Consider the following 19,834-nt stretch of genomic DNA (forward strand, 5'->3'; position numbering starts at 1 on the left):
CTGGCAGCCTGCCGCCTACACGAAGCAGAAAGAACCTTGGCCGCAGAGGCACGCCGCCCTGCGCCAGGGTTCTTCTTTTCTCCGCAAGCAAGCTTGAAGTCGAACGGTTCAACCGATAAAATATATTGTCATACAGGGCCAAAGAAAGGAGCTGCACCATGACCCGAAAAGTAGTCAGCAACATTTCCGAGCTTGTCGGGGATACGCCAGCCGTGAAGCTGAGCCGTCTTGTCAGCCCGCAGGATGCTGAGGTTTACGTAAAGCTGGAGTATTTCAACCCTAGCGGCAGCGTGAAGGACCGCGCGGCCTCCCATATGATCCGCGAAGCGGAAAAGGCCGGCAAGCTGAAGCCAGGTGCAACCATCATTGAGCCGACCAGCGGCAACACCGGCATCGGGCTGGCCATGAACGCCGCAGCCAAAGGATACAAGACCATTCTGGTCATGCCGGATAACATGACCAAGGAGCGCATTAATATTTTGAAGGCTTACGGTGCGCAGGTGGTGCTTACGCCAGCAGCCAAGCGGATGCCCGGGGCGATCGAGAAAGCGAAGCAGCTCCTTGCCGAAATTCCAGGCAGCTTCATGCCGCAGCAATTCCAGAACGAAGCCAATCCAGACATTCATCGCCTGACGACCGGTCCCGAAATCGTTCAGCAAATGGACGGCAGACTGGATGTTTTCGTCGCCACCTCCGGAACCGGCGGGACGATTACAGGTACGGGCGAATATTTGCGCAGGCATATTCCCGGAATTCAGATCGCCGTCGTCGAGCCGAAGGGATCACCGGTACTGTCCGGGGGAGAGCCGGGCCCGCACAAGCTCGTCGGCACCAGCCCGGGCTTTATCCCGCCTATTCTCAATACCGGCGTCTATGACGAAATCGTTCAGGTATCCGACGACGATGCGCTGGAGACGACCCGCCGCCTGGCCGCCCTGGAGGGCATTCTAGTCGGGCCGTCCGCGGGAGCCTCAGTCTGGACGGCGCTTCAATTCGCCCGCAGACTGGGAGCCGGCAAGCGCATTCTGTGCATTGCCCCGGATACGGGGGAACGATATTTAAGCATGGACATTTTCGCTTAAAGCGTTACAATAAACCAAGTACATTAGAAATGAGGTGCCCGGCTATGAGCGAAATCATTCAGGGAGTATCCCATATCGACACGAAAGAGTTAAAGGACATTTTACAGGACTCCGGAAACCGGACCATCATCATCGACGTCAGGGAGCCGGAAGAATACATGCAGGCCCACATCCCGGGCATCCCGCTTATTCCTATGGGGGAAATTATCAGCTATATGGACGACTTGGATCCGGACCGGGAGTACGTGTTCGTATGCCGGAGCGGGCAGCGGAGCTTCAACGTAGCCAGCTACTTCCAGCAGCGCGGATTCAGCTCGGTACATAACTATGCCGGCGGCATGCTGGGCTGGGACGGGGAAATTGCTACAGGCCTGGAGAATGTCATCGAGCATCCCCTGGATCCGAAGAAGCTGGAAAGATAATATCCTGCCCGGCAAAAATACCGCCAAAAAAATCTCTCCTTACAATCGCAGGCATTTGCCGATGCCCTGTGATCATAAGGAGAGATTTTATTATTGTAAAAGGTGATAAAATAGCTGCTTTGACAATACGCCAATAAGAATTATTCTTTATTCCGCCTGATAGCTGAAATAGTCAAAATACGCCGGCGTCTCGGAATTCCGGCCGTTTCCGGTCGCATACATGCCGAGCAGCGCTCCGGTAAATCCGCCGTTCTCCTCCGGGGATAATGCGCGGGCTGGCGCGAATCCTGCTTCATGCCACGTCTTCCCGTTCAAGGAGTAAAGAAGCGCATACTCTCTTTCCTTGGCGGCGACGCGAAGCAGCATCCGCTCCGCACGAATCGGCTCCTCCGCCAGCACGATCGTCAGCCCCTGATCCGTCATGGCCGCAGTCAGAACCGAAGCCCCTTCCTTCCGGCGGATCCCGAGCGTCAAATGTCCCCGCTCGTTCAGCCTGACGGCAATGCCCGCCTCTTCACCCTCGTTCTGTGGAGCGAAATGAAGCTCGGTCGTAACGGTGACTTCCCGGTGCTGCTGGCGGACGCCGAGGAACAAGGCAGGCCCTGCATCCCGCAGCGTAAGGCTGTTTCCCTGCAGCGCTGCATATCCCGGCCTTGCTCCCAGCAGCGCCTGCTCATCCTGCGGGGACAGCAGGAACGTCCAGCGATGGTCCAACCGCGCCTCCGCGAAATCGTCCCGCCAATTCGGCTCGGAAGCCGAGGCTTCCAGCGGGATGAACGCCCCTTCCGCCGCCATCTCCAGCCGAAGCGTTCCTTCATTGTTGTCCACCACCGGCCAGCCCTCCTCCGTCCACCGTACAGGGGCCAGGAAGGTCTCCCGGCCAAGCACGCTGTACTGCCCGTCTACGGGACGGACGCCGAGGAACATGGCCCACCATCTTCCCTCCGCATCCTCGACCAGATCCGCGTGGCCGACGTTTTGAATCGGATCGTCAGGCAGGCGGTTATGGGTCAGCATCGGATGCGGCATCATTTCGAACGGGCCGTAGGGCGTATCCCCCCGGTAAACCAGCACGCGATGATCCCGCCCTGTGCCTCCGCAGGCGCAGGTCAAATAATATCGGCCGCCGATTTTGTACAAATGTGGACCTTCCGTCCATACCCCTCCGTCGCCCCGGGCCACGACTACAGGCTCGCTCAGCGCCTCTCCCGTCTTAATATCGATTTCATACTGAATAATGTGCGATTCCTTGTCCGCCCCCATTTGCGCTGTCACGTACACCTTGCCGTCGTCGTCAAACATCAGCGACGGGTCGATGTTCCCGTAAGGAATCCGGATCGGATCGCCCCATGGCCCGGCCGGATGGGAGGCCGTCATATAGAAATTGCCGATGCCCATCACATCCGTTGTAATGATATAGAAGACGCCCTCATGATGCCTTAAGGTCGGTGCATAAATGCCCTCCGAGCTCCTGCGCCCCGACAGATCGATTTGGCTCGCCCGCGTCAGCGCATGTCCGATCTGCTGCCAATGAATCAGATCCTTGCTGTGAAAAACCGGCAAACCAGGAACATATTCAAAAGAGCTCGTCGCCATATAATAATCGGCGCCTACCCTGGTCACGCTGGGATCGGGATAGAAGCCCGGCAATACCGGGTTGCGGTAGCTACGCTTCGTATTCATTCCGCTGCTCCTCTCGGCTTATTAACTACATTGCATAACTTCATAATTCGTTCGGCCGCAAGGCTAATAGCGGCCCAAAAATAGCCGCCCAATCCGCACACGAGACCAGGGATTGCGCTCCCTGATCTCTCTGCAGCCTGTTATTTCTCATTTCTGGGATTTTGCAGCCTCTGCCACGCGGTAATAGGCCGGCTTCGGCTGATGTTGGCCATCGAACAGGAACGGCCAATTTTTGCGCCCGCGCACCGGGAAATCATCCAGCCATGTATAATCATCCGCCGCTCCCCAGAAGGTGACCGCGCTGATAACGTCCTTGTACTCTTTGAGCAGCCTGAACATTTGCTCGTAGCGCTGCGCCTGGAGTTCGATGAGCTTGGCCGGGGCTTCCTTCAGATCCGTGCGCTTGTCATCGAAGGCGAACATCGACACATCCAGCTCGGTCAACTGCAGCTGCAGTCCCAATGAAGCATACTTCTCGATCGCTGCGCGAATTTCCTCCAGCGAGGGATCATACAAATTCCAATGTGCCTGCAGGCCGATGCCATGGATCGGTACGCCCTGCTCCAGCAGAAGCTGCACGAGCCGGTAGATCTTTTCCCTTTTCAGCGGATTCGATTCATTATAGTCATTGTAAAACAACTGGGCTTTCGGATCCGCCTCGTGCGCGAGCTCGAACGCTTTGGCGATAAAATCCATCCCGGCAATTTCCGTCCACTTCGATTCCCTGAGCATCTGCTTCCTGTCATCGGCAATTACTTCGTTCACGACATCCCAGGCATAGATATGCTCTTTATAGCGCCCGACTACCGTTTGAATATGCTCCTTCATCCGCGCGTACAGCGTCTCTTTGCCAACCAAGCCCCCGTCGCGGTTCTCGAACAGCCAATCCGTCGTCTGGTTATGCCAGACCAGCGTATGGCCTCGGACCTGCATACCGTGACGCTTGGCGAAATCCACGATTGCGTCCGCATCCTCGAAGGTGAATCTGCCCTCCTCCGGCTGCAGGCTGGCAAATTTCATTTCATTCTCGGCGGTAATGCTGTTGAAATGATAGGCCAGCAGCTCCTCCTGGGATTGGATCGTCCGCGGATTCACGGCCGCTCCAATCTGAAAGCAATCCGCGAAGAGCTCCTTCAGCTTCGGTTCATGTCTTGCAATAGCCCTGCTCATTAGCCCTTAACCCCTCCTAGCGTCATTCCCTGCACGAAGTATTTTTGCAGGAACGGGTAGACCATGATAATAGGCACGCTCGCCACGATTGTCATCGTTGCGCGAATCGACGTCGGCGTGACGCGGTTAATGGAAGCTTCCGAACCGGAGAACATGCTCGCATAGTCGTTGCCGCTGTTCATGGATGCATTTGAGTTCTGCAGTATTTTCATCAGCTCATATTGAAGGGTGCTCAGATTCACATTCGACGAATTGTACAGAAATACGTCAAACCAGGAGTTCCACTGCGCTACGGCAGAGAACAAAGAGACGGTAGCGATAACCGGCAAGCAGAGCGGCAGAACCACCCGGAGAAACGTCGTGAACTCGCCGGCGCCGTCAATGCGGGCTGACTCCAGTATGCCTTCCGGCAGCTTCTCGATGAACGACCGGATAATGATGACGTTGAACACCCCGATCAAGCCCGGAATGATATACACCCAGAAGCTGTTCATCAGGCCGAGCTCGCGGACGAGCAAGAAGTTGGGAATCAGCCCCCCGCTGAAATACATCGTCAAAATAAAGGCGATTGAAATAAACTTGCGCAGCACGTATTCCGGGCGGGCGATCGTATAGGCGACCATCGTGCAGCAGAAGACGGACAGCACCGTGCCGATGACGGTGCGCAGCGCCGAAATCAGTGTCGCATGAAAGATCGTCGCCTCCTCAAATACGTATTTATAGTTCTCCCACGTAAACTCCCGCGGCCATAAATAAATGCCGCCTTTGAGGGAATCATTGGCTGTATTCAGCGACACAGCAAGCGTGTTGGCGAACGGATACAGCGTAACGATGACAAGACAAATCATGAAGATGATATTGAAGAAATCGAATATCCGGTCCGATGGCGATTTGAACCGGGCATACATCTTCGGCGCTTTAGATAGCGACTTAGCCATATTGAATCCTCCTTCGAAGTACGTCCTCAGAACAGCCGGTCCTCGCCGAGTCTCTTCGCGATATGGTTGGCTGTAAACAAGAGAATGAAGCTGACCACCGTCTTGAACATCCCCGCCGCGATCGAGAGGGAGAAGTTCCCCATCTGAATCCCGTATTTAAGCACGAAGATATCAAGGTTCTCGGAGTAATCGACGTTCATGCCGTTTCCGAGCAGATATTGCGGTTCAAAGCCGGTTTCCAGCAGGTTGCCGATATTCATAATGAGCAGTATGACGACAACCGACTTAATGCCCGGCAATGTAATATTCCAAATGCGCTGGAACCGTCCTGCCCCGTCGATCTCTGCGGCTTCATACTGCGACGGATCAATACTGGTCATCGCCGCCAAATATATAATGGTGTTCCAGCCTACGTTTTTCCAGACCTCAGAAACACCGAGTATTCCCCAGAAATATTTCCCTTCCCCGAGCCATAATATCGGCTCTTTGATCAGACCGAGCCACAGCAGCACGTCGTTAATGATGCCGCCGTCCGCAGACAGCGCTGTCGAAATAATGCTGGAGGCGACGACCCATGAAATAAAGTGCGGCAAATAACTGATCGTTTGCACAACGCGCTTAAAGGCAACCTTGCGAAGCTCATTGAGAAGAATCGCTAAAGTAATCGCTGTAACAAACCCCAGAACAAGATTAATAAAGCTCATAGCTAGCGTATTGCGCATGACTCTGACGAAGTGCTCATCCTCGAACAGGAATTTAAAGTGCTTCAGGCCTACCCAGGCCTGATCGAACATGCCTTTTGCCGGCTTATAATCCTGAAACGCAATGCTCCAGCCCCATAACGGCAAATATTTGAAGACAATCAGCCAGATCAGAAAGGGCACTGACATAAAGACGAGCGCTCTCTGCTTGCTAAGCTTGTGGAAGAAACCTTTCAAGCCGCCATCGGTATTATCAGCCTTCGGCGTCTCTGCCGGTCTTAATTGGGTCACATTGTCCACGGTTTCTTCTCCTCCCTATCCAATAATGGGGAATTTAGATAACAGAAAGGCCGGAAATCCTCTCATTGTCCAGATCAGCCGGCCTTTCCATTTCAAATTCTCGGTTTATTATTTTCCTTGAATCAGATCGATTTTCTTGGCAACTTCATCTGTGATCAGCTGCTCGTAATCCTTCACTTTCAGCTTGCCAAACTCTTTTACGTATTCATCCCAGATTTTGTCGAACTCCGCCGGATTGGCAAGAACGAGTTTCGGGAAGTATTTGCGCTGCAGATCGCCCTTCTTCTGCGTAAAGATTTGCGCTGGCGAGCCTTGCTCGATCGGAATACTCCAAGCCGGATACCAAGGACGCTCGTCAGGCGCAGCGAACAATTGCGAGAACGACTTGACGCCGTACGCTTCCAGCAGCTTCTTGTCACCTTCGTGATAAGACATTTGCGCTACTTCAGGCTGACGCCCCGCCCCTACGGAGTTGCCGTCCGGCAGTGAAGAACCATTGCCGTAACGCGGCCAGTTGTATTCAAAGTACTTGAATCCGAACGACTCGCGGAAGGATTCCTTGTTCGTCTGCTCAATTTGCTCCGCCGTACGGTAGAATCGGCCGTTTTCATCTACGGAATAGGTCTCGCCTTCGATTCCCCAGTTGGACAGGATCTGATTCTCATCGGTTAGAAGATTATCGAAATATTTGATAATCCGTACAGGGTCCTTTGCGCTGACCGAGATGCCCACCCCGCGGTTGTTCACAAAGGAAGGCGGGTCAAGATACTGATCCTTGATGTTCTCGTCAAACACGATCGGCAATGCCATGTATTCCAGATCATCGTTACCGGTTTGCAGCGATACTTCGCGCAGATTATTCATCGCCTGGCCTACCTGCCATCTGTAGTCGAAGAAGCCTAGCACTTTTCCGGAGGCGATTTTGGCAATGTACTGGTCACGGTTGTCAACGAAGGACGATTTGTCAAATAATCCGTCCGCATTCAGCTTGTTCAGCTCCTGCAAATAACGTTTGGTAATCTCATCATCGGCGTAGTCATTCGCCTCGTGAGTTTCCATGTCGATGATGACTCCCCCGTCATTCGGATACCCCGCAAGATGCATCGGCGGATTCGTCAAAGCAAAAAACTGGTCTTGCGTAGTCAAAGCGATATATCCGGTCAAGTCCTCATCTGGATGCTTCTTTGCATAGTCGCGAATCAGGCTCAAGTATTCGTCAAACGTTTTGATCTTAGGATAGCCCGCTTCCTTCAGCACCCGGCGCTGAATCCAGAAGGCTCCCTGCTCGATGTTCGGAGCGGAAATATACTCGCCCACTACGGCGCTCATCGGAAGGAAATAGATATTTCCGTCCTCGGCCTTCATCAGGTTGTAGTAAGGCTCGTATACCCGTTTGATATTCGGAGCATGCTCTTCGATCAGATCGTTCAGCGGGATAAACGAGCCCGCACTCAGCAGCTTATCGATCGATCCGCCCGGCACTAGAACGTCCGGGTAGCTGTTGCTTGCGATGAATGTGCCTACCTTCGTATTCTCATCGCCGACAAGATGCTCGATTTTAAAGTTCACGCCGGTCTGGTCTTCAATGATTTTGCCAATTCTCGTCTCATTCGTATTAATGTCCTTGCCCGCTACTGCATTAAAATAAGTAAAAGTTACTTTATCCAGCTTCTCTTCCTGGGCCCCGCCGCCTGTTGACGTACTGCCTAGAGGCTGATTACTCTCCTTGCCGCCGGAGCAGGCAGACAACAGCGATGCCAGCATTACGATGGTCAGACAACTTAGCCAAAACCGTCTTTTTTTCATGCTTTTGACTTCCCCTTTCGAACCCTTCATTATTGTAAGCACTTTCATTATAAAAGAGGCCAACGGGGAGTTTTACCCGTCAATCTAAAGTTGATACTTAGGAAACTATAGGAGCCTGATATAGATTTCTATATGAATTGCTTCTCAGCCGGAATAATCAGAAGAATCTCCGTCCCCTCGCCAGGCTGGCTTTTAATGTTCAGACTCAGCTGCTCCTTGTAATACATTCTCAGCCGGTAAATGACGTTTTGAATCCCGATGCGCTCGCCCATCTCCTCCTCGCCCTCCATATAGCGGTACAATTTCTCGACCTGCTCACTGGACATGCCGACACCGTTATCGCGGACAGAGCATATTAATTGCGCGCCGGACTGCTTGATTTCTACCTCAATCCTCCCGCCCTGCTTGAGCGGCTCGATGCCATGAATGCTTGCGTTCTCCACGAAGGTGACGATGGACATTTTGGGAATCGGGATCGAAGAATCGGCTTCGCTTGCCGTCACCGTGTAGTCGATTTTATCGCCGAACCGGTACTTCTGGATTTCCAGGAAGCAGTATATGAATTCCAGCTCCTCCTTCAAGGTGACCATGTCCCTCCGCCATACGAGAGAATTGCGGAAAATCTTCGCCATATTGTGAATGATGCGGGCGGTCTCCTCCTCGTCCTTCATCAAGCTCCGCATGCGGATCGTCTCCAGCGCATTGAACAGAAAATGCGGATTGATCTGGCTTTGCAGCGCATTCAGCTGGGCATGGCGGCGTTCCAGCTCCAGGTTCTTCTTCTGGATGTCAGCTACGTATACATTGTTGATAAGACTCTGAATTTGCAGGGTCATCCGGTTGAATTCTCCGGTTAATTGTCCGATCTCGTCACGCGAGCCTTCCTCCCCAATCGTTTCAAAGTGCTGGTTTTTAACCTTCTTCATATGCTTCAAAATACGAATCAGCCTTACATTCAGCGACCGGGTAATCCAGACGATAATCAGGGTCGGCAGCAGAATATTAAGGCATGTCAGCAGCACAATGAAATCGCGGTTTTGTCTGACCTCCTGGAACACCTCATCCTCGGAAATCCTCCCGACGATGCTCCAGCCGCTTAAATTATTGCTTTGCCCATAAGCTTTGCGGAATTCAATCGTTCGCTCGGGAGCGATGATCTGGTCGAAGGGGACGGCTCCCGCATGCAGGTCGAGATCGGCATCGTTCGTATACTCGACCTCCTCCCGGTCGTTCAGCAAGTAAATGCGGCCCTGCAGGTTCAGATTGTTAAATATCTGCCGAATAACCGGCATGCGCATATCAATTTTCAGGAAGTTCCCGTTCTCCTGCCGCGAGAAATAGTAATAATCCATCCGGCGGATCACGCTGAATGTATCCAGCTGGCCGTTTTGGCCCGTTCGCACGAAGATCGGCGCGGACTGCTTGGCTGAGGAAATTTGCTTGTACCATTCCTGCTGCTTGACGTTCTGATCGATATAAACAATGCCGCCGGAATACAGCAGCGTGGGATTGTCGACATATAGGGTGATCGCCTCCACAGAATTGTAGGTCGGGCTGGAGGTGTTGATGGTTCGCCGCAGATAGGAGTCATAGGCTTCTACATACTCTGCGGGGTGCTCGTATTCCGTCTCGATGATCTCGTTAAGAAGATGGTCGGTATAAAAAACAGAAGATACCTGCAGGGTATCTTCCACTTCTTGAAGAAACTCGTTCTTGACTTGCTCCAGAGCCCGGGAAATGTCCTGCATGCGCTGATTTTTGACACTGGTTGTGGTCACATTATAGAAAATGAAATTCGTAAGCAGGATCGGAACGAATACGCATAGAAAATAAAGCAGCAGCATTTTGTCCCTAAGCCGGACATTATTCAAATTAGGTATCATCGGCTCGCCCCTTCGGACGCCCCTCCCTTCATGAGCTGCGCGCGGTATTCGCTTGGCGTCAGCTTCTCCAGCTTCTCGAATTGGGTGACGAAGTAATCGGGATTGCTGAAGCCAACGCGATCAGCGACCTCATATATGCGCATGTCCGTCTGGCGGAGCAGGCGCTTCGCCTCGCCTATTCTTAACTGCAGAAGGAAATCATTGAAATATACCCCATAGGTTTTGCGGAACAATTGGCCCAGGTAGACGGGATTCATGTAGAATTTTGCGGCAATGGATTTCAGGCTGATGTTCTCCTGGTAATGCTCTTCAATGTAAGTGCGGATTTTATGGATGCCTCCCTTTTGCCGCTCCTTGCGCAGGGCACAAATATATTGGCCGCTCTCCGCTGCAAAAGCGGTAAAAAGACGCTGCAGTTCCCGCAAGGACAAATTCAGGTCCTGCCAGCCGATGACCGGGTTCAAGGAGCCGAGCGTCCGCTCATCCCCATCCATGCTTCGGATAATGTCGATCACGCCGATTACGCATTGGTGAATATTCATCTTCACGGCCTCCGGAGCATAGCGCAGCTCCTGAAAACGCCGGAACAGCTGCTTGATCGAACGCTCAAGCTCCTCGAGCCGGTATTCTTCGATCTGCTCGATTAAACGATGGTACAGCTCCTGATCGACAGGCATATACTGAACGGTACATTCACTGTTAGGACTGTGAATCACGATGCCGTCATGGTCGTGAATATATTTATACAGCAGAGCCTCCTTGGCGCTCTCGTATGCGCCCCGAAGACCGGCCAGCCCTTGAACCGGGCATCCGGCGTAAATAAAGACGCGCCCTTCGCGAAGCTCTATATTGGCTTGAAGCGCTTCGGCGAACGGGCGGATATGATGATGGAACGGCTTCAGCATGCGATCGGAAACGATTACCCCGATGCGGTTGCGATGCTCGTGTATGTAGAGCGGCTGTTCACCGCCAACGATGGCCTGCAGCGCCTGCTCCACCTGATCCATGAACCGGTGAAGCGGTACTTCCTCTGCCTCCCGCCACGGATGCAGATCATTCAGCTCCACGAACATATAATATAAGGAGCTGCTGCTGGTCATCTTCAGTTGAGCCTCCCAAACCGCTATGACGGACTCATCGGCTTCGTTCTTGATGATCGATTCGATTATCGCCTGATTCTCCAGCCGCTTCTCCCGCTCCTTCTCGTCCTGCTCCCGGAGGAGCCTGTCGCTCAATCTGCACAGCATGTCGGTGAACTCAACTTCGTCGATCGGCTTGAGGATGAAATCATGCACCCCATAGCGAACCGCCTGCTGGGCATAGCTGAAATCGTCATAGCCGCTAATAATGACAAATACGGGCGGCTCTTCATCCTCCTCAATCAGCTGCTGGATTAGCCCGAGTCCATCCAGCACCGGCATGCGAATGTCAGTAATGACCAGATCGGGATTCGTTGTCCGAATCAACTCCAGCGCGTCTTCTCCGTTATCGGCCTCGCCGGTGATCCGGAAGCCGCAGCTCTCCCAGTCGATCAGTTTGATCAACCCCTTCCGCGTATACACCTCATCATCCACAAGAACAACACTGTGTAGCCCCATCGATATACCTCCTCTCTGCCGGCGTGCCCGGACTGCAGCCGGCATTGATGTTTGTAATTATGGTCCGATTCTGCGCCTAGGAAACACCGAAATACCGAACCGCGTTATGGTAGCAAATGTCCTGCACGATCCCCCCGATATAACCGTAATCTGCGGGGAGCTCTCCTTCTTCTATCCATTCTCCGAATAGCCGGCACAGCACCCGCCGGAAATATTCATGCCTCGGCAGAGACATGAAGCTGCGCGAATCCGTCAGCATGCCTACGAAGGTGCTGATGACCCCGATTGAGGATAACGCTTTCAACTGCTGCAGCATTCCCTCCTTCTGGTCATGGAACCACCAAGCGGAGCCAAGCTGAAGCTTGCCTGCGCTCTCGCCGGATTGAAAATTGCCGATTGTCGTAGCAAGCATTTCATAATGATAAGGATACAGGCTGTACACGATTGTCCTTGGCAACTGGCGGGCCAGCTCCAATTCATTCAGAAAGGCGTTCAAGGACGAAGCCAGATGATAATCGAGGATTGAATCGTACCCGCTGTCCCTGCCGATGGTTTCCAGCATGCGGGTGTTATTGTTGCGGATTGCCCCGATATGGAGCTGCATGGCCCAGCCGCGCTCATAATACATTTCTCCCAGACGAAGCAGCGTGAACGTGCGGTATTTATTTTCTTCCGAGTCCGTCAGCGCTGCCCCGCGAAGCGCTTTGGCAAAAATCTCCCCCGTCTCGCGCTTTGTCGCCCGCTCAAATGGAAACTCACCGAAGCCATGGTCGGACAAACGGCAGCCCTGCTCATGAAAAAAGTCGATTCTGTTCTTCAAGGCAGCCAACAAATCCTCGTAGCCTGCGATCGTGCAGCCTGCTGCCCGGCCCAGCTCCTCCATGTACTCTATGAACCCCGGAGCAGTGATGTTCAGCGCCCGATCCGGCCTGAAGGTCGGCAGCACCTTGGCCGTAATCTGATCATTGTCCTTGATTCGTCCATGCGCAGCCAAATCATCAGCCGGATCATCCGTCGTACACGCGACCCGTACGTCAAAATGCTGCAATATGCCTGCCGCCCGAAGCGATTTCTCCTGCAGCCGCTCATTGCAGCGATGCCAGATTTCCGCGGCGTTCTCCTCGCTCAGCCGCTCCTCGATGCCAAAATATCGGGACAGCTCCAAATGGCTCCAGTGGTAGAGCGGATTGCCGACGAGGCGCGGAACGGCGCGGGCCCAGGCCATGAACTTCTCCTCATCGCTTGCCTCTCCCGTAATAAGCGATTCATCGATGCCGAGCCAGCGCATCGCCCGCCATTTATAGTGATCTCCTTCCAGCCACAGCTCCGTCAAATTGCGGAACTGTTTATTCGCCGCAATATCCGCCGGATTCAAATGATTGTGATAATCGTAAATCGGCATCCCTGCTGCATATTCAAAGTAGAGCTTCTTGGCGCTATTGCTCGTAAGCAGCAGATTTTCGGTATTAAATTGCTTCATCTCCATCCCCCTGACAGATTATATTCCTGGCTAACAATTCACAGCGATATTTCTTGATTATTATTCAGTTCCATACTACCATACAAGTGTGGTAGTATGGAAGAAGTAAGGAGGTGATCGATTGAGAGGAATGAACCCTCCCATGCAAGAATCGGCTGGGAATACCGTTTATTATGAGTTAAAGAAGCAAATCGTCAATATGGAGCTGGCTCCGGGAACTACACTGTCCGAGAAGGAAATGTCGATCACTTTCAATGTGAGCCGCACCCCCGTCAGGGAGAGCTTCGTCCGGCTTGCGCAGGAAGGATTGGTGGTGGTGCTTCCCCAGCGCGGCACGCGGGTATCGCTGATTGACCCGGAGCTCGTGATGGAAGCCCAGTTCATGCGGGAGCAGCTCGAGCGAGCCGTGATCCGGCTGGCCTGCAGGCATTTTCCCGAGGAGCTGCTCGCCGAGCTCAGGAACAATCTGTCCCTGCAGAAGGAATCACTGATGAAGCATGACGGAACGGCGATGTTCGAGCTCGATGAGCAGTTTCACCGTATATTGTTCGCGGGGGTCAACAAGCTCGGAACCTGGGGCGTCATTCAGCAAATGAATGCCCATTTGAATCGGAGCCGCATCCTGTGGATGAGAACGGAGCCGCACTGGGATCATCTGTTCGAGCAGCATCGTGACATGTATGAGGCGATTCGCCAGAAGAATGAAGCCTTGGCGGATCGCCTGATGGAGACCCATCTAGCGCTCAGCATATATAATCTGGGCCTGCTTCAGGAGAAATTTCCCGATTATTTTAATAACCAGACAAAAATTAACTAGGCGGTGGAAAGCATGCGTATGGTATTTCGCTGGTTCGGCGAGAACAACGACACGGTTACGCTGGATCAAATTAGACAAATCCCTGGAACGGAGGGAATCGTGTGGGCGCTTCATGATGTGCCCGCTGGGGAGGTATGGCCTCTGGAACGGATTACGGAAGTCCGCGACTTAGCCAGCAAGCACGGCTTGCATACGGAAGTCGTCGAGAGTGTAAACGTTCACGAGGATATCAAGCTCGGGCTGCCTACCCGGGATCAATATATCGAGAATTATATTCGTACGATCGAGAATCTAGCGCAAATCGGCGTTAAGGTTATCTGCTACAATTTCATGCCTGTATTTGACTGGGCGAGAACGGATCTGTTCAAAGAGCTGGAAGACGGCTCCACCGCTCTATTCTTTGAGAAGGAGAAAATAGACGGGGTAGATCCGTTCGAGCTCGTAAAAATCATCAATCAGAACAGCGATCTAACCATGCCAGGCTGGGAGCCGGAGCGTCTCGCACATCTCACCTCCTTATTCGAGGCCTACCGGGATGTGACGGAAGAGGATTTGTGGGACAATCTCAAATATTTCCTCGACAGAATTGTCCCCGTCGCCGAGAAGAATGGCATCCTGATGGCTGTTCACCCGGACGATCCGCCATTTTCAATCTTCGGTCTGCCGCGGATCCTGAACGACCAGGCCGGCTTCCGCCGCCTGCTATCGCTGCATGACAGCCCGGCCAACGGCATTACGCTCTGCACCGGCTCGCTCGGAGCCAAGCCAAGCAATGATATCATCTCCATGATTCATGAATTCCAGGGGCGGATTCCGTTTACGCATATCCGCAACGTCCGCGTCATGGAGAATGGAGATTTCATCGAGACCTCGCACAAAACCTCCGATGGCACCGTTGACATCAGCGGCGTTGTGAAAGCCTATTATGATACCGGTTTCACCGGCTATTGCCGTCCGGATCATGGCAGGCATATTTGGGGCGAACAATGCCGTCCGGGCTACGGACTGTATGATCGCGCCCTCGGAATTATGTACTTATGGGGACTGTGGGACGCCTATTCCAAACAGCAGGCTGAAGCGCCCAAGGCCAAAGCCGGGGAGGGGAAATAGCCATGTGTGCATTGCCTAAGCATTCCTCCCTGGAAGGTAAAACAGCCGTTATTACCGGAGGCTCCGGCGTGCTCTGCCGAGCTATGGCCCAGGAGCTTGCCCGACAGGGAGTCAAGGTAGCCATTCTTAACCGGACGAAGGAGAAGGGAGAAGAGGTTGCGGAGGCGATTCAGGCCAATGGCGGCCAGGCGATCGCGGTCGCCTGCGACGTCACCGACGAGGCCAGCGTCCGCGAAGCCGAGAAGATCGTCCAGGAGCAGCTGGGCCCTTGCGACATTCTGATCAACGGCGCGGGCGGCAATCAGCCTAGCGCCAATACGACGAACGAAATTTTCCGCTCCGAGGATTTGACGAATCCGGATATCACGACCTTCTTCGACCTGAGCATTCCCGGGGTGCGAACCGTGTTCGATTTGAACTTCGTCGGCACGCTGATTCCTACCCAGGTTTTCTCCAAGGCGATGATCGGGCGTCCCGGGGCTGTCGTGCTGAACATCTCCTCGATGAGCGCGCCGTGCCCGATGACCAAAGTGCCGGCCTACAGCGCGGCGAAGGCCGCCATCAACAACTTTACGCAGTGGCTCGCCGTGCATCTGGCGGAATCCGGCATCCGCGTCAATGCCATTGCGCCCGGCTTCTTCCTGACGGAGCAGAACCGCAGACTGCTTACGCATGAGGACGGCTCGCTGACCGAGCGTTCGCACAAAATCATTACGCACACGCCGATGCGGCGCTTCGGCGTACCGGAGGATTTGCTCGGGACGCTGCTCTGGCTGGCCGATTCCGACACGTCCGGCTTCGTTACCGGAACGGTCATTCCGGTGGACGGCGGATTCATGGCCTATTCGGGAGTATGATCAAGCTTTGAAAACTATAGCAGTTTCCCCTTGCAATTAAACATGTTGTTCTTAAACCTCCCGGACAAATAAGGGGATCTTATATACTGATTAAAATTCCGGAAACCGATGAATACCATTTTCTGTGCAGGGGGAGTATCATGTTCAGCGAAAATTATGTTGTTGGGCAAGCCAGCGGCGACGGCGCTTTTCGGCTCGTCCATGAAGGATCTTCCGCGGATATCTACATATCCGCCGAGGATCATGCCGGGGTCGTTCGGGCAGCAAAGGACCTTCAGGCCGATATCGGCCGCGTGTCCGGGCAGAGTCCCATGCTCATGCACGATCCTAAGCTGCTGGCTAGTCATGCCGTCCTCATCGGGACGATCGGCAAGAGCCCGATCATTGACGCGCTGATCGCGGAAGGCAAACTGGATGCAGGCGATGTCACAGGGAAATGGGAGTCCTTTGTCATCCAGACGGTGGCCCATCCCCTTCCGGGCGTCGAGCAGGGGCTGGTCATCGCCGGCAGCGACAAAAGAGGAACCATCTTCGGCATCTACGACGTATCCGAGAAGATCGGGGTATCACCGTGGTACTGGTGGGCGGACGTTCCTGCGGTGCGGAAGAACAGCCTCTTTATCGTGCCCGGCACCTATAAGCAGGGAGAGCCCTCGGTGAAATACAGAGGGATCTTCCTCAATGACGAGGGGCCATCCCTGATGGCCTGGGTGCGTGCGAATTACCGTGATTTCACCCATGAGTTCTATGAGAAAATATTCGAGCTGCTGCTCCGTTTGAAAGCGAATTATTTATGGCCGGCGATGTGGGACAACACGTTCTACGAGGATGATCCGCTAAACGCCGAGGTTGCCGACCGTTACGGCATCGTCATCGGAACCTCCCATCACGAGCCGATGCTGCGGCCCCACGGGGACTGGAAGAAGCATAAGGAAGGCCCCTGGGATTATTCCGTTAACGAGGACGTGCTCTACCGTTTCTGGGAGGAAGGCATCCGGCGCAGCCGGGACTATGAGAGCATCGTCACACTCGGCATGCGGGGCGACGGGGATGAGGCGATGGGCGGACACTTGTCCTTGGAGGAGAAAATCGTCCTGCTCGAGAAGATCGTAAGCGACCAGCGGAAGATCATTGCCGAGCAGACCGGCAGGGCTCCGTCCGAGGTTCCACAGTTATGGGCGCTGTACAAGGAAGTTCAGGATTATTACGAGCACGGCATGCGCGTGCCTGACGATATTACGCTGCTGTGGTCCGACGACAACCACGGCAACCTGCGGCGAGTCCCTGCATCAGAGGAACGTCAGCGCTCCGGAGGAGCGGGCATCTATTATCATCTTGATTACGTCGGCGGCCCCCGTTCCTATAAATGGATCAACACCGTGCCGGTTCCAAAAATATGGGAGCAAATGCATAAAGCCTACGAATATGGTGCGGATCGCATCTGGATCGTGAATGTGGGCGACCTGAAGCCGATGGAATTTCCGCTGGAATACTTCCTGCGCATGGCTTGGGACATTTCGCAATTCACGAAGGACAATGCCTGGGAATGCACGGTCCGATGGGCGCAGCAGCAATTCGGCCCCAAGTACGGCGAAGAGGCAGCGGAGATCCTGACGGGCTATGCCAAGTTCAACGGCAGAATCAAGCCGGAGCTCCTGAACGGCGTCGAGCTGTACAGCCTGACGGACTACAAGGAGGCGGAGCTGGCGTCAGCAGAGCTGAAGTCGATCTCCAGCAAGGCTGAACAGCTGTATAATGAGCTGCCTGAGCAGCTGCGCGACGCCTTTTTCCAGCTTGCCCTGTATCCGGCCCAGGCTTCCGCGCAGGTGCTGGAGCTTCATCTGCAGGCCGCGCGAAGCCGCCTGTATGCCCGCCAAGGAAGAGCTGCGGCCAATATCGCCGCTCGGGAGGCAGAGCTGCTCTTTGAAGCGGATCGCGAGCTGACCCTCGCTTACAACAAAATGCTCTCGCAAGGCAAGTGGGACCACCTGATGGATCAGACCCATATCGGGTACACCTACTGGAACCAGCCGCCGGTCAATGCCATGCCGGAGACCGGCACGGTCGCCGCCAAGGAATATTTCGAGATGGGCATCGCCGTGGAGGGCTCGGCCGATGTATGGCCGGATGTCAACACGGTATGCAGGCTGCCCGAGTTCAACAGCTTTACCCGGGAGGCGCGGTACATCGATGTCTTCAATAAAGGCACGGAGCCGTTTACCTTCCGGGCGGCGGCCGGAGCTCCCTGGATCAAGCTGTCCATCTCCTCGGGCGAGATCGTTACGCAACAACGAATCTGGGTGGATATCGACTGGGCCGCCGCGCCCGTAGGTCACGAGGTGCATGGCGAAATCGTCATCAGCGGACCAACGGGAGAAGAAGTCGCCGTTCAAATCCTCGTCTTCCATCCCGCCGAGCCCACCCGGGAATCGTTAGTTGGCCACATTGAGACGGGCGGCGTCATCGCCATTGAGGCGGAGCATTTCTCCGCCAGCCACAGTGCCAGCGGAGCGAAGTGGCAGCCCATTGCAGGCTATGGCCGCACATTATCCTCGGTGGCCGTATTCCCGGTCACCGCGCCTAGCGCGGAGCAGCCTCATCCCGAAAATTCGCCAAGCCTGGAATATCCGGTCTACCTCACGAGCACAGGGGAGATCAGCGTCACGTTATACGCCGCTCCTTCCATCGATTTTGTAGTCGGCCAGGGGCTGCGCATCGGCGTCTCCTTCGATGATGGACCGGTACAGATTGCCGGGCTGATCGCGAAAATGCCGGACGGAGGATTCGATGAGGGCGATGGGGAGCAAAGCGTTATTTATAATATCCGTACGGGCGCAACGCGGCACCTTATCGAGCAGCCGGGCTATCATACGCTGCGCATATGGATGGTCGATCCGATCGTTGTACTGCAGAAGCTCGTTATCGATACCGGCGGCCAAAAGCCGAGCCTGCTCGGCCCGCCGGAGAGCTATTACAACGGACTGCCTGCAGGGACGGAGCCATGGGCCTTGCAGACTGCGGATCGGGAAAGCTTCGATCCGTTCGTCGTCCCGGGTATCCTGGGCGGCTGCTGCACTTCTCCCGAGGAGAAGCTGGATATTTTCGTGCAGCAGAGCGGCCTGTACACGCTGAAGCTGGCGGCCATCGTCAAGCCCGGCGACAAGCCGATGCTCCGGCTCCGCATCGACGGGCTGGAGCTGCCGGGGCCGATCTGCCTGAGGCCGGCCGAAAACAGGAGCGGGTCTCTGCGCTATATCGCGGAGAATATCCCGCTCCAGGCAGGCCGGCATTCGCTGCAGTTCACGGCCGAGCACTGCCGTGCCCTAAACGGGGAGATGCAGCTTCAGCTCGCTGCGCCGGATCGGCTGCGCGTTCGGCCATTGCTGCAGCGCAGCGGCCTGCTTCCAGAGAAGCCGCTTGTCGCCCAGATCGGCCTGCTCGGCATTGACGAGCGCTGCAGCTGCCGCTATGCGGTGACCGTCTCGCTATACAGCGAGGACGACCGCCTGCTGGACGAGGCAGCCGTGACCGGCATCGTGCCGCGCGGCGGCGAGGAAGTGCAGCGCGTCTGCCTGGCCGATCCGCGGCTTGGCAGCGAGGTTCGCGGCTATGCTCTGGCTGCCGATAGCTGTAAGGCAGGCGGCCATGCCCTGGCTGCCGGAAGCGGCAGAGCCGCTAGCCTCGCTCAAACCGCTGGCGATGGCAAGGCCCTCAGCGGGAGCGGCGGGACAGAGGCCAGCATGGCGCAATGCAGCGCGGCAAAGAGCGGCGCAACAGAAAGCGGCATGACGCCGAGCAGCAACGCAGAATGGAGCAGAACGCAGAACGGCGAAAAATGGGCTGGCGGCTCAGCTACCCGCTATAAGCTAAAGCTTGCCATAACCTATGACGGCATCACGCGAATGCACTGCTCAAATTGGATACTCTGATTTTTGTGGCATTATAAGCCTTATAGAAAAAACAGCTGCCGGATGATCCGGCAGCTGT

The 19,834-nt window shown here is 54.7% G+C and carries 14 protein-coding genes; 6 read left to right on the plus strand and 8 right to left on the minus strand.

Annotation, left to right across the window (positions count from 1 at the left end):
• The first annotated feature begins 158 nt into the window (after positions 1-158).
• Together cysK and BN2762_RS03600 are read left to right on the plus strand one after the other, a co-directional pair.
• Positions 159-1,082 (plus strand): cysteine synthase A, encoded by a 924-nt coding sequence (gene cysK / locus BN2762_RS03595; RefSeq protein WP_055105668.1) that lies wholly within the window; start codon positions 159-161, stop codon positions 1,080-1,082.
• Between the two features lie 44 nt (positions 1,083-1,126).
• Positions 1,127-1,504, plus strand: a complete 378-nt coding sequence (locus BN2762_RS03600; RefSeq protein ID WP_055105669.1) for a rhodanese-like domain-containing protein — start codon at positions 1,127-1,129, stop codon at positions 1,502-1,504.
• 147 nt (positions 1,505-1,651) lie between these two features.
• On the opposite strand, the gene BN2762_RS03605 is transcribed toward BN2762_RS03600, so the two are convergent.
• The 8 genes from BN2762_RS03605 to uxaC form a co-directional block, all read right to left on the minus strand.
• Positions 1,652-3,187 carry a glycoside hydrolase family 43 protein gene (locus BN2762_RS03605; protein ID WP_055105670.1) on the minus strand — a complete coding sequence of 512 codons (1,536 nt, stop codon included), beginning with the start codon at positions 3,185-3,187 and terminating at the stop codon, positions 1,652-1,654.
• A 147-nt stretch (positions 3,188-3,334) separates the two neighbouring features.
• Positions 3,335-4,357, minus strand: a complete 1,023-nt coding sequence (locus tag BN2762_RS03610; RefSeq protein WP_055105671.1) for an endo-1,4-beta-xylanase — start codon at positions 4,355-4,357, stop codon at positions 3,335-3,337.
• A complete protein-coding gene (locus BN2762_RS03615; protein WP_055105672.1) occupies positions 4,357-5,295 on the minus strand; it encodes a carbohydrate ABC transporter permease in 939 nt (312 codons plus the stop codon). Before BN2762_RS03615 ends, BN2762_RS03610 begins: the two co-directional genes overlap by 1 nt.
• Positions 5,296-5,321: 26 nt before the next feature.
• Positions 5,322-6,185, minus strand: a complete 864-nt coding sequence (locus tag BN2762_RS03620) for an ABC transporter permease (RefSeq protein ID WP_083484768.1) — start codon at positions 6,183-6,185, stop codon at positions 5,322-5,324.
• A 219-nt stretch (positions 6,186-6,404) separates the two neighbouring features.
• Positions 6,405-8,102 carry an ABC transporter substrate-binding protein gene (locus BN2762_RS03625; protein ID WP_055105674.1) on the minus strand — a complete coding sequence of 566 codons (1,698 nt, stop codon included), beginning with the start codon at positions 8,100-8,102 and terminating at the stop codon, positions 6,405-6,407.
• A gap of 128 nt (positions 8,103-8,230) precedes the next feature.
• The gene (locus tag BN2762_RS03630) at positions 8,231-9,985 is read right to left on the minus strand and encodes a sensor histidine kinase (protein WP_055105675.1); all 1,755 of its coding nucleotides are present in this window, start codon (positions 9,983-9,985) and stop codon (positions 8,231-8,233) included.
• Entirely contained in the window at positions 9,982-11,583 is a 1,602-nt protein-coding gene (locus BN2762_RS03635) for a response regulator (RefSeq protein WP_055105676.1), read from the minus strand. The genes BN2762_RS03630 and BN2762_RS03635 overlap by 4 nt, the downstream gene beginning before the upstream one ends.
• Before the next feature lie 76 nt (positions 11,584-11,659).
• Positions 11,660-13,063, minus strand: a complete 1,404-nt coding sequence (gene uxaC, locus BN2762_RS03640) for a glucuronate isomerase (RefSeq protein WP_055105677.1) — start codon at positions 13,061-13,063, stop codon at positions 11,660-11,662.
• Between the two features lie 130 nt (positions 13,064-13,193).
• Here uxaC and BN2762_RS03645 point away from each other — a divergent pair, with 130 nt between their 5' ends.
• From BN2762_RS03645 to BN2762_RS03660, 4 genes are all read left to right on the plus strand, one after another.
• Positions 13,194-13,880 (plus strand): GntR family transcriptional regulator, encoded by a 687-nt coding sequence (locus BN2762_RS03645; RefSeq protein WP_055105952.1) that lies wholly within the window; start codon positions 13,194-13,196, stop codon positions 13,878-13,880.
• Between the two features lie 12 nt (positions 13,881-13,892).
• Positions 13,893-14,990, plus strand: a complete 1,098-nt coding sequence (uxuA, locus tag BN2762_RS03650; protein WP_055105678.1) for a mannonate dehydratase — start codon at positions 13,893-13,895, stop codon at positions 14,988-14,990.
• Between the two features lie 2 nt (positions 14,991-14,992).
• The gene (locus BN2762_RS03655) at positions 14,993-15,847 is read left to right on the plus strand and encodes an SDR family oxidoreductase (protein ID WP_055105679.1); all 855 of its coding nucleotides are present in this window, start codon (positions 14,993-14,995) and stop codon (positions 15,845-15,847) included.
• A 140-nt stretch (positions 15,848-15,987) separates the two neighbouring features.
• Positions 15,988-19,776, plus strand: coding sequence for a glycosyl hydrolase 115 family protein (locus tag BN2762_RS03660; protein ID WP_074048560.1), 3,789 nt, complete (start codon positions 15,988-15,990; stop codon positions 19,774-19,776).
• The last annotated feature ends 58 nt before the right edge of the window (positions 19,777-19,834 follow it).

This window comes from Paenibacillus ihumii, assembly GCF_001403875.1.
Taxonomy (GTDB): Bacteria; Bacillota; Bacilli; order Paenibacillales; family Paenibacillaceae; genus Fontibacillus; species Fontibacillus ihumii.

Bases quoted from the DNA above. Each gene is read 5' to 3' on its own strand.
- cysK (WP_055105668.1), top strand. From the start codon at position 159: ATGACCCGAAAAGTAGTCAGCAACATTTCCGAGCTTGTCGGGGATACG.
- BN2762_RS03600 (WP_055105669.1), top strand. From the start codon at position 1,127: ATGAGCGAAATCATTCAGGGAGTATCCCATATCGACACGAAAGAGTTA.
- BN2762_RS03605 (WP_055105670.1), bottom strand. From the start codon at position 3,187: ATGAATACGAAGCGTAGCTACCGCAACCCGGTATTGCCGGGCTTCTAT.
- BN2762_RS03610 (WP_055105671.1), bottom strand. From the start codon at position 4,357: ATGAGCAGGGCTATTGCAAGACATGAACCGAAGCTGAAGGAGCTCTTC.
- BN2762_RS03615 (WP_055105672.1), bottom strand. From the start codon at position 5,295: ATGGCTAAGTCGCTATCTAAAGCGCCGAAGATGTATGCCCGGTTCAAA.
- BN2762_RS03620 (WP_083484768.1), bottom strand. From the start codon at position 6,185: ATGTCAGTGCCCTTTCTGATCTGGCTGATTGTCTTCAAATATTTGCCG.
- BN2762_RS03625 (WP_055105674.1), bottom strand. From the start codon at position 8,102: ATGAAAAAAAGACGGTTTTGGCTAAGTTGTCTGACCATCGTAATGCTG.
- BN2762_RS03630 (WP_055105675.1), bottom strand. From the start codon at position 9,985: ATGATACCTAATTTGAATAATGTCCGGCTTAGGGACAAAATGCTGCTG.
- BN2762_RS03635 (WP_055105676.1), bottom strand. From the start codon at position 11,583: ATGGGGCTACACAGTGTTGTTCTTGTGGATGATGAGGTGTATACGCGG.
- uxaC (WP_055105677.1), bottom strand. From the start codon at position 13,063: ATGAAGCAATTTAATACCGAAAATCTGCTGCTTACGAGCAATAGCGCC.
- BN2762_RS03645 (WP_055105952.1), top strand. From the start codon at position 13,194: ATGAACCCTCCCATGCAAGAATCGGCTGGGAATACCGTTTATTATGAG.
- uxuA (WP_055105678.1), top strand. From the start codon at position 13,893: ATGCGTATGGTATTTCGCTGGTTCGGCGAGAACAACGACACGGTTACG.
- BN2762_RS03655 (WP_055105679.1), top strand. From the start codon at position 14,993: ATGTGTGCATTGCCTAAGCATTCCTCCCTGGAAGGTAAAACAGCCGTT.
- BN2762_RS03660 (WP_074048560.1), top strand. From the start codon at position 15,988: ATGTTCAGCGAAAATTATGTTGTTGGGCAAGCCAGCGGCGACGGCGCT.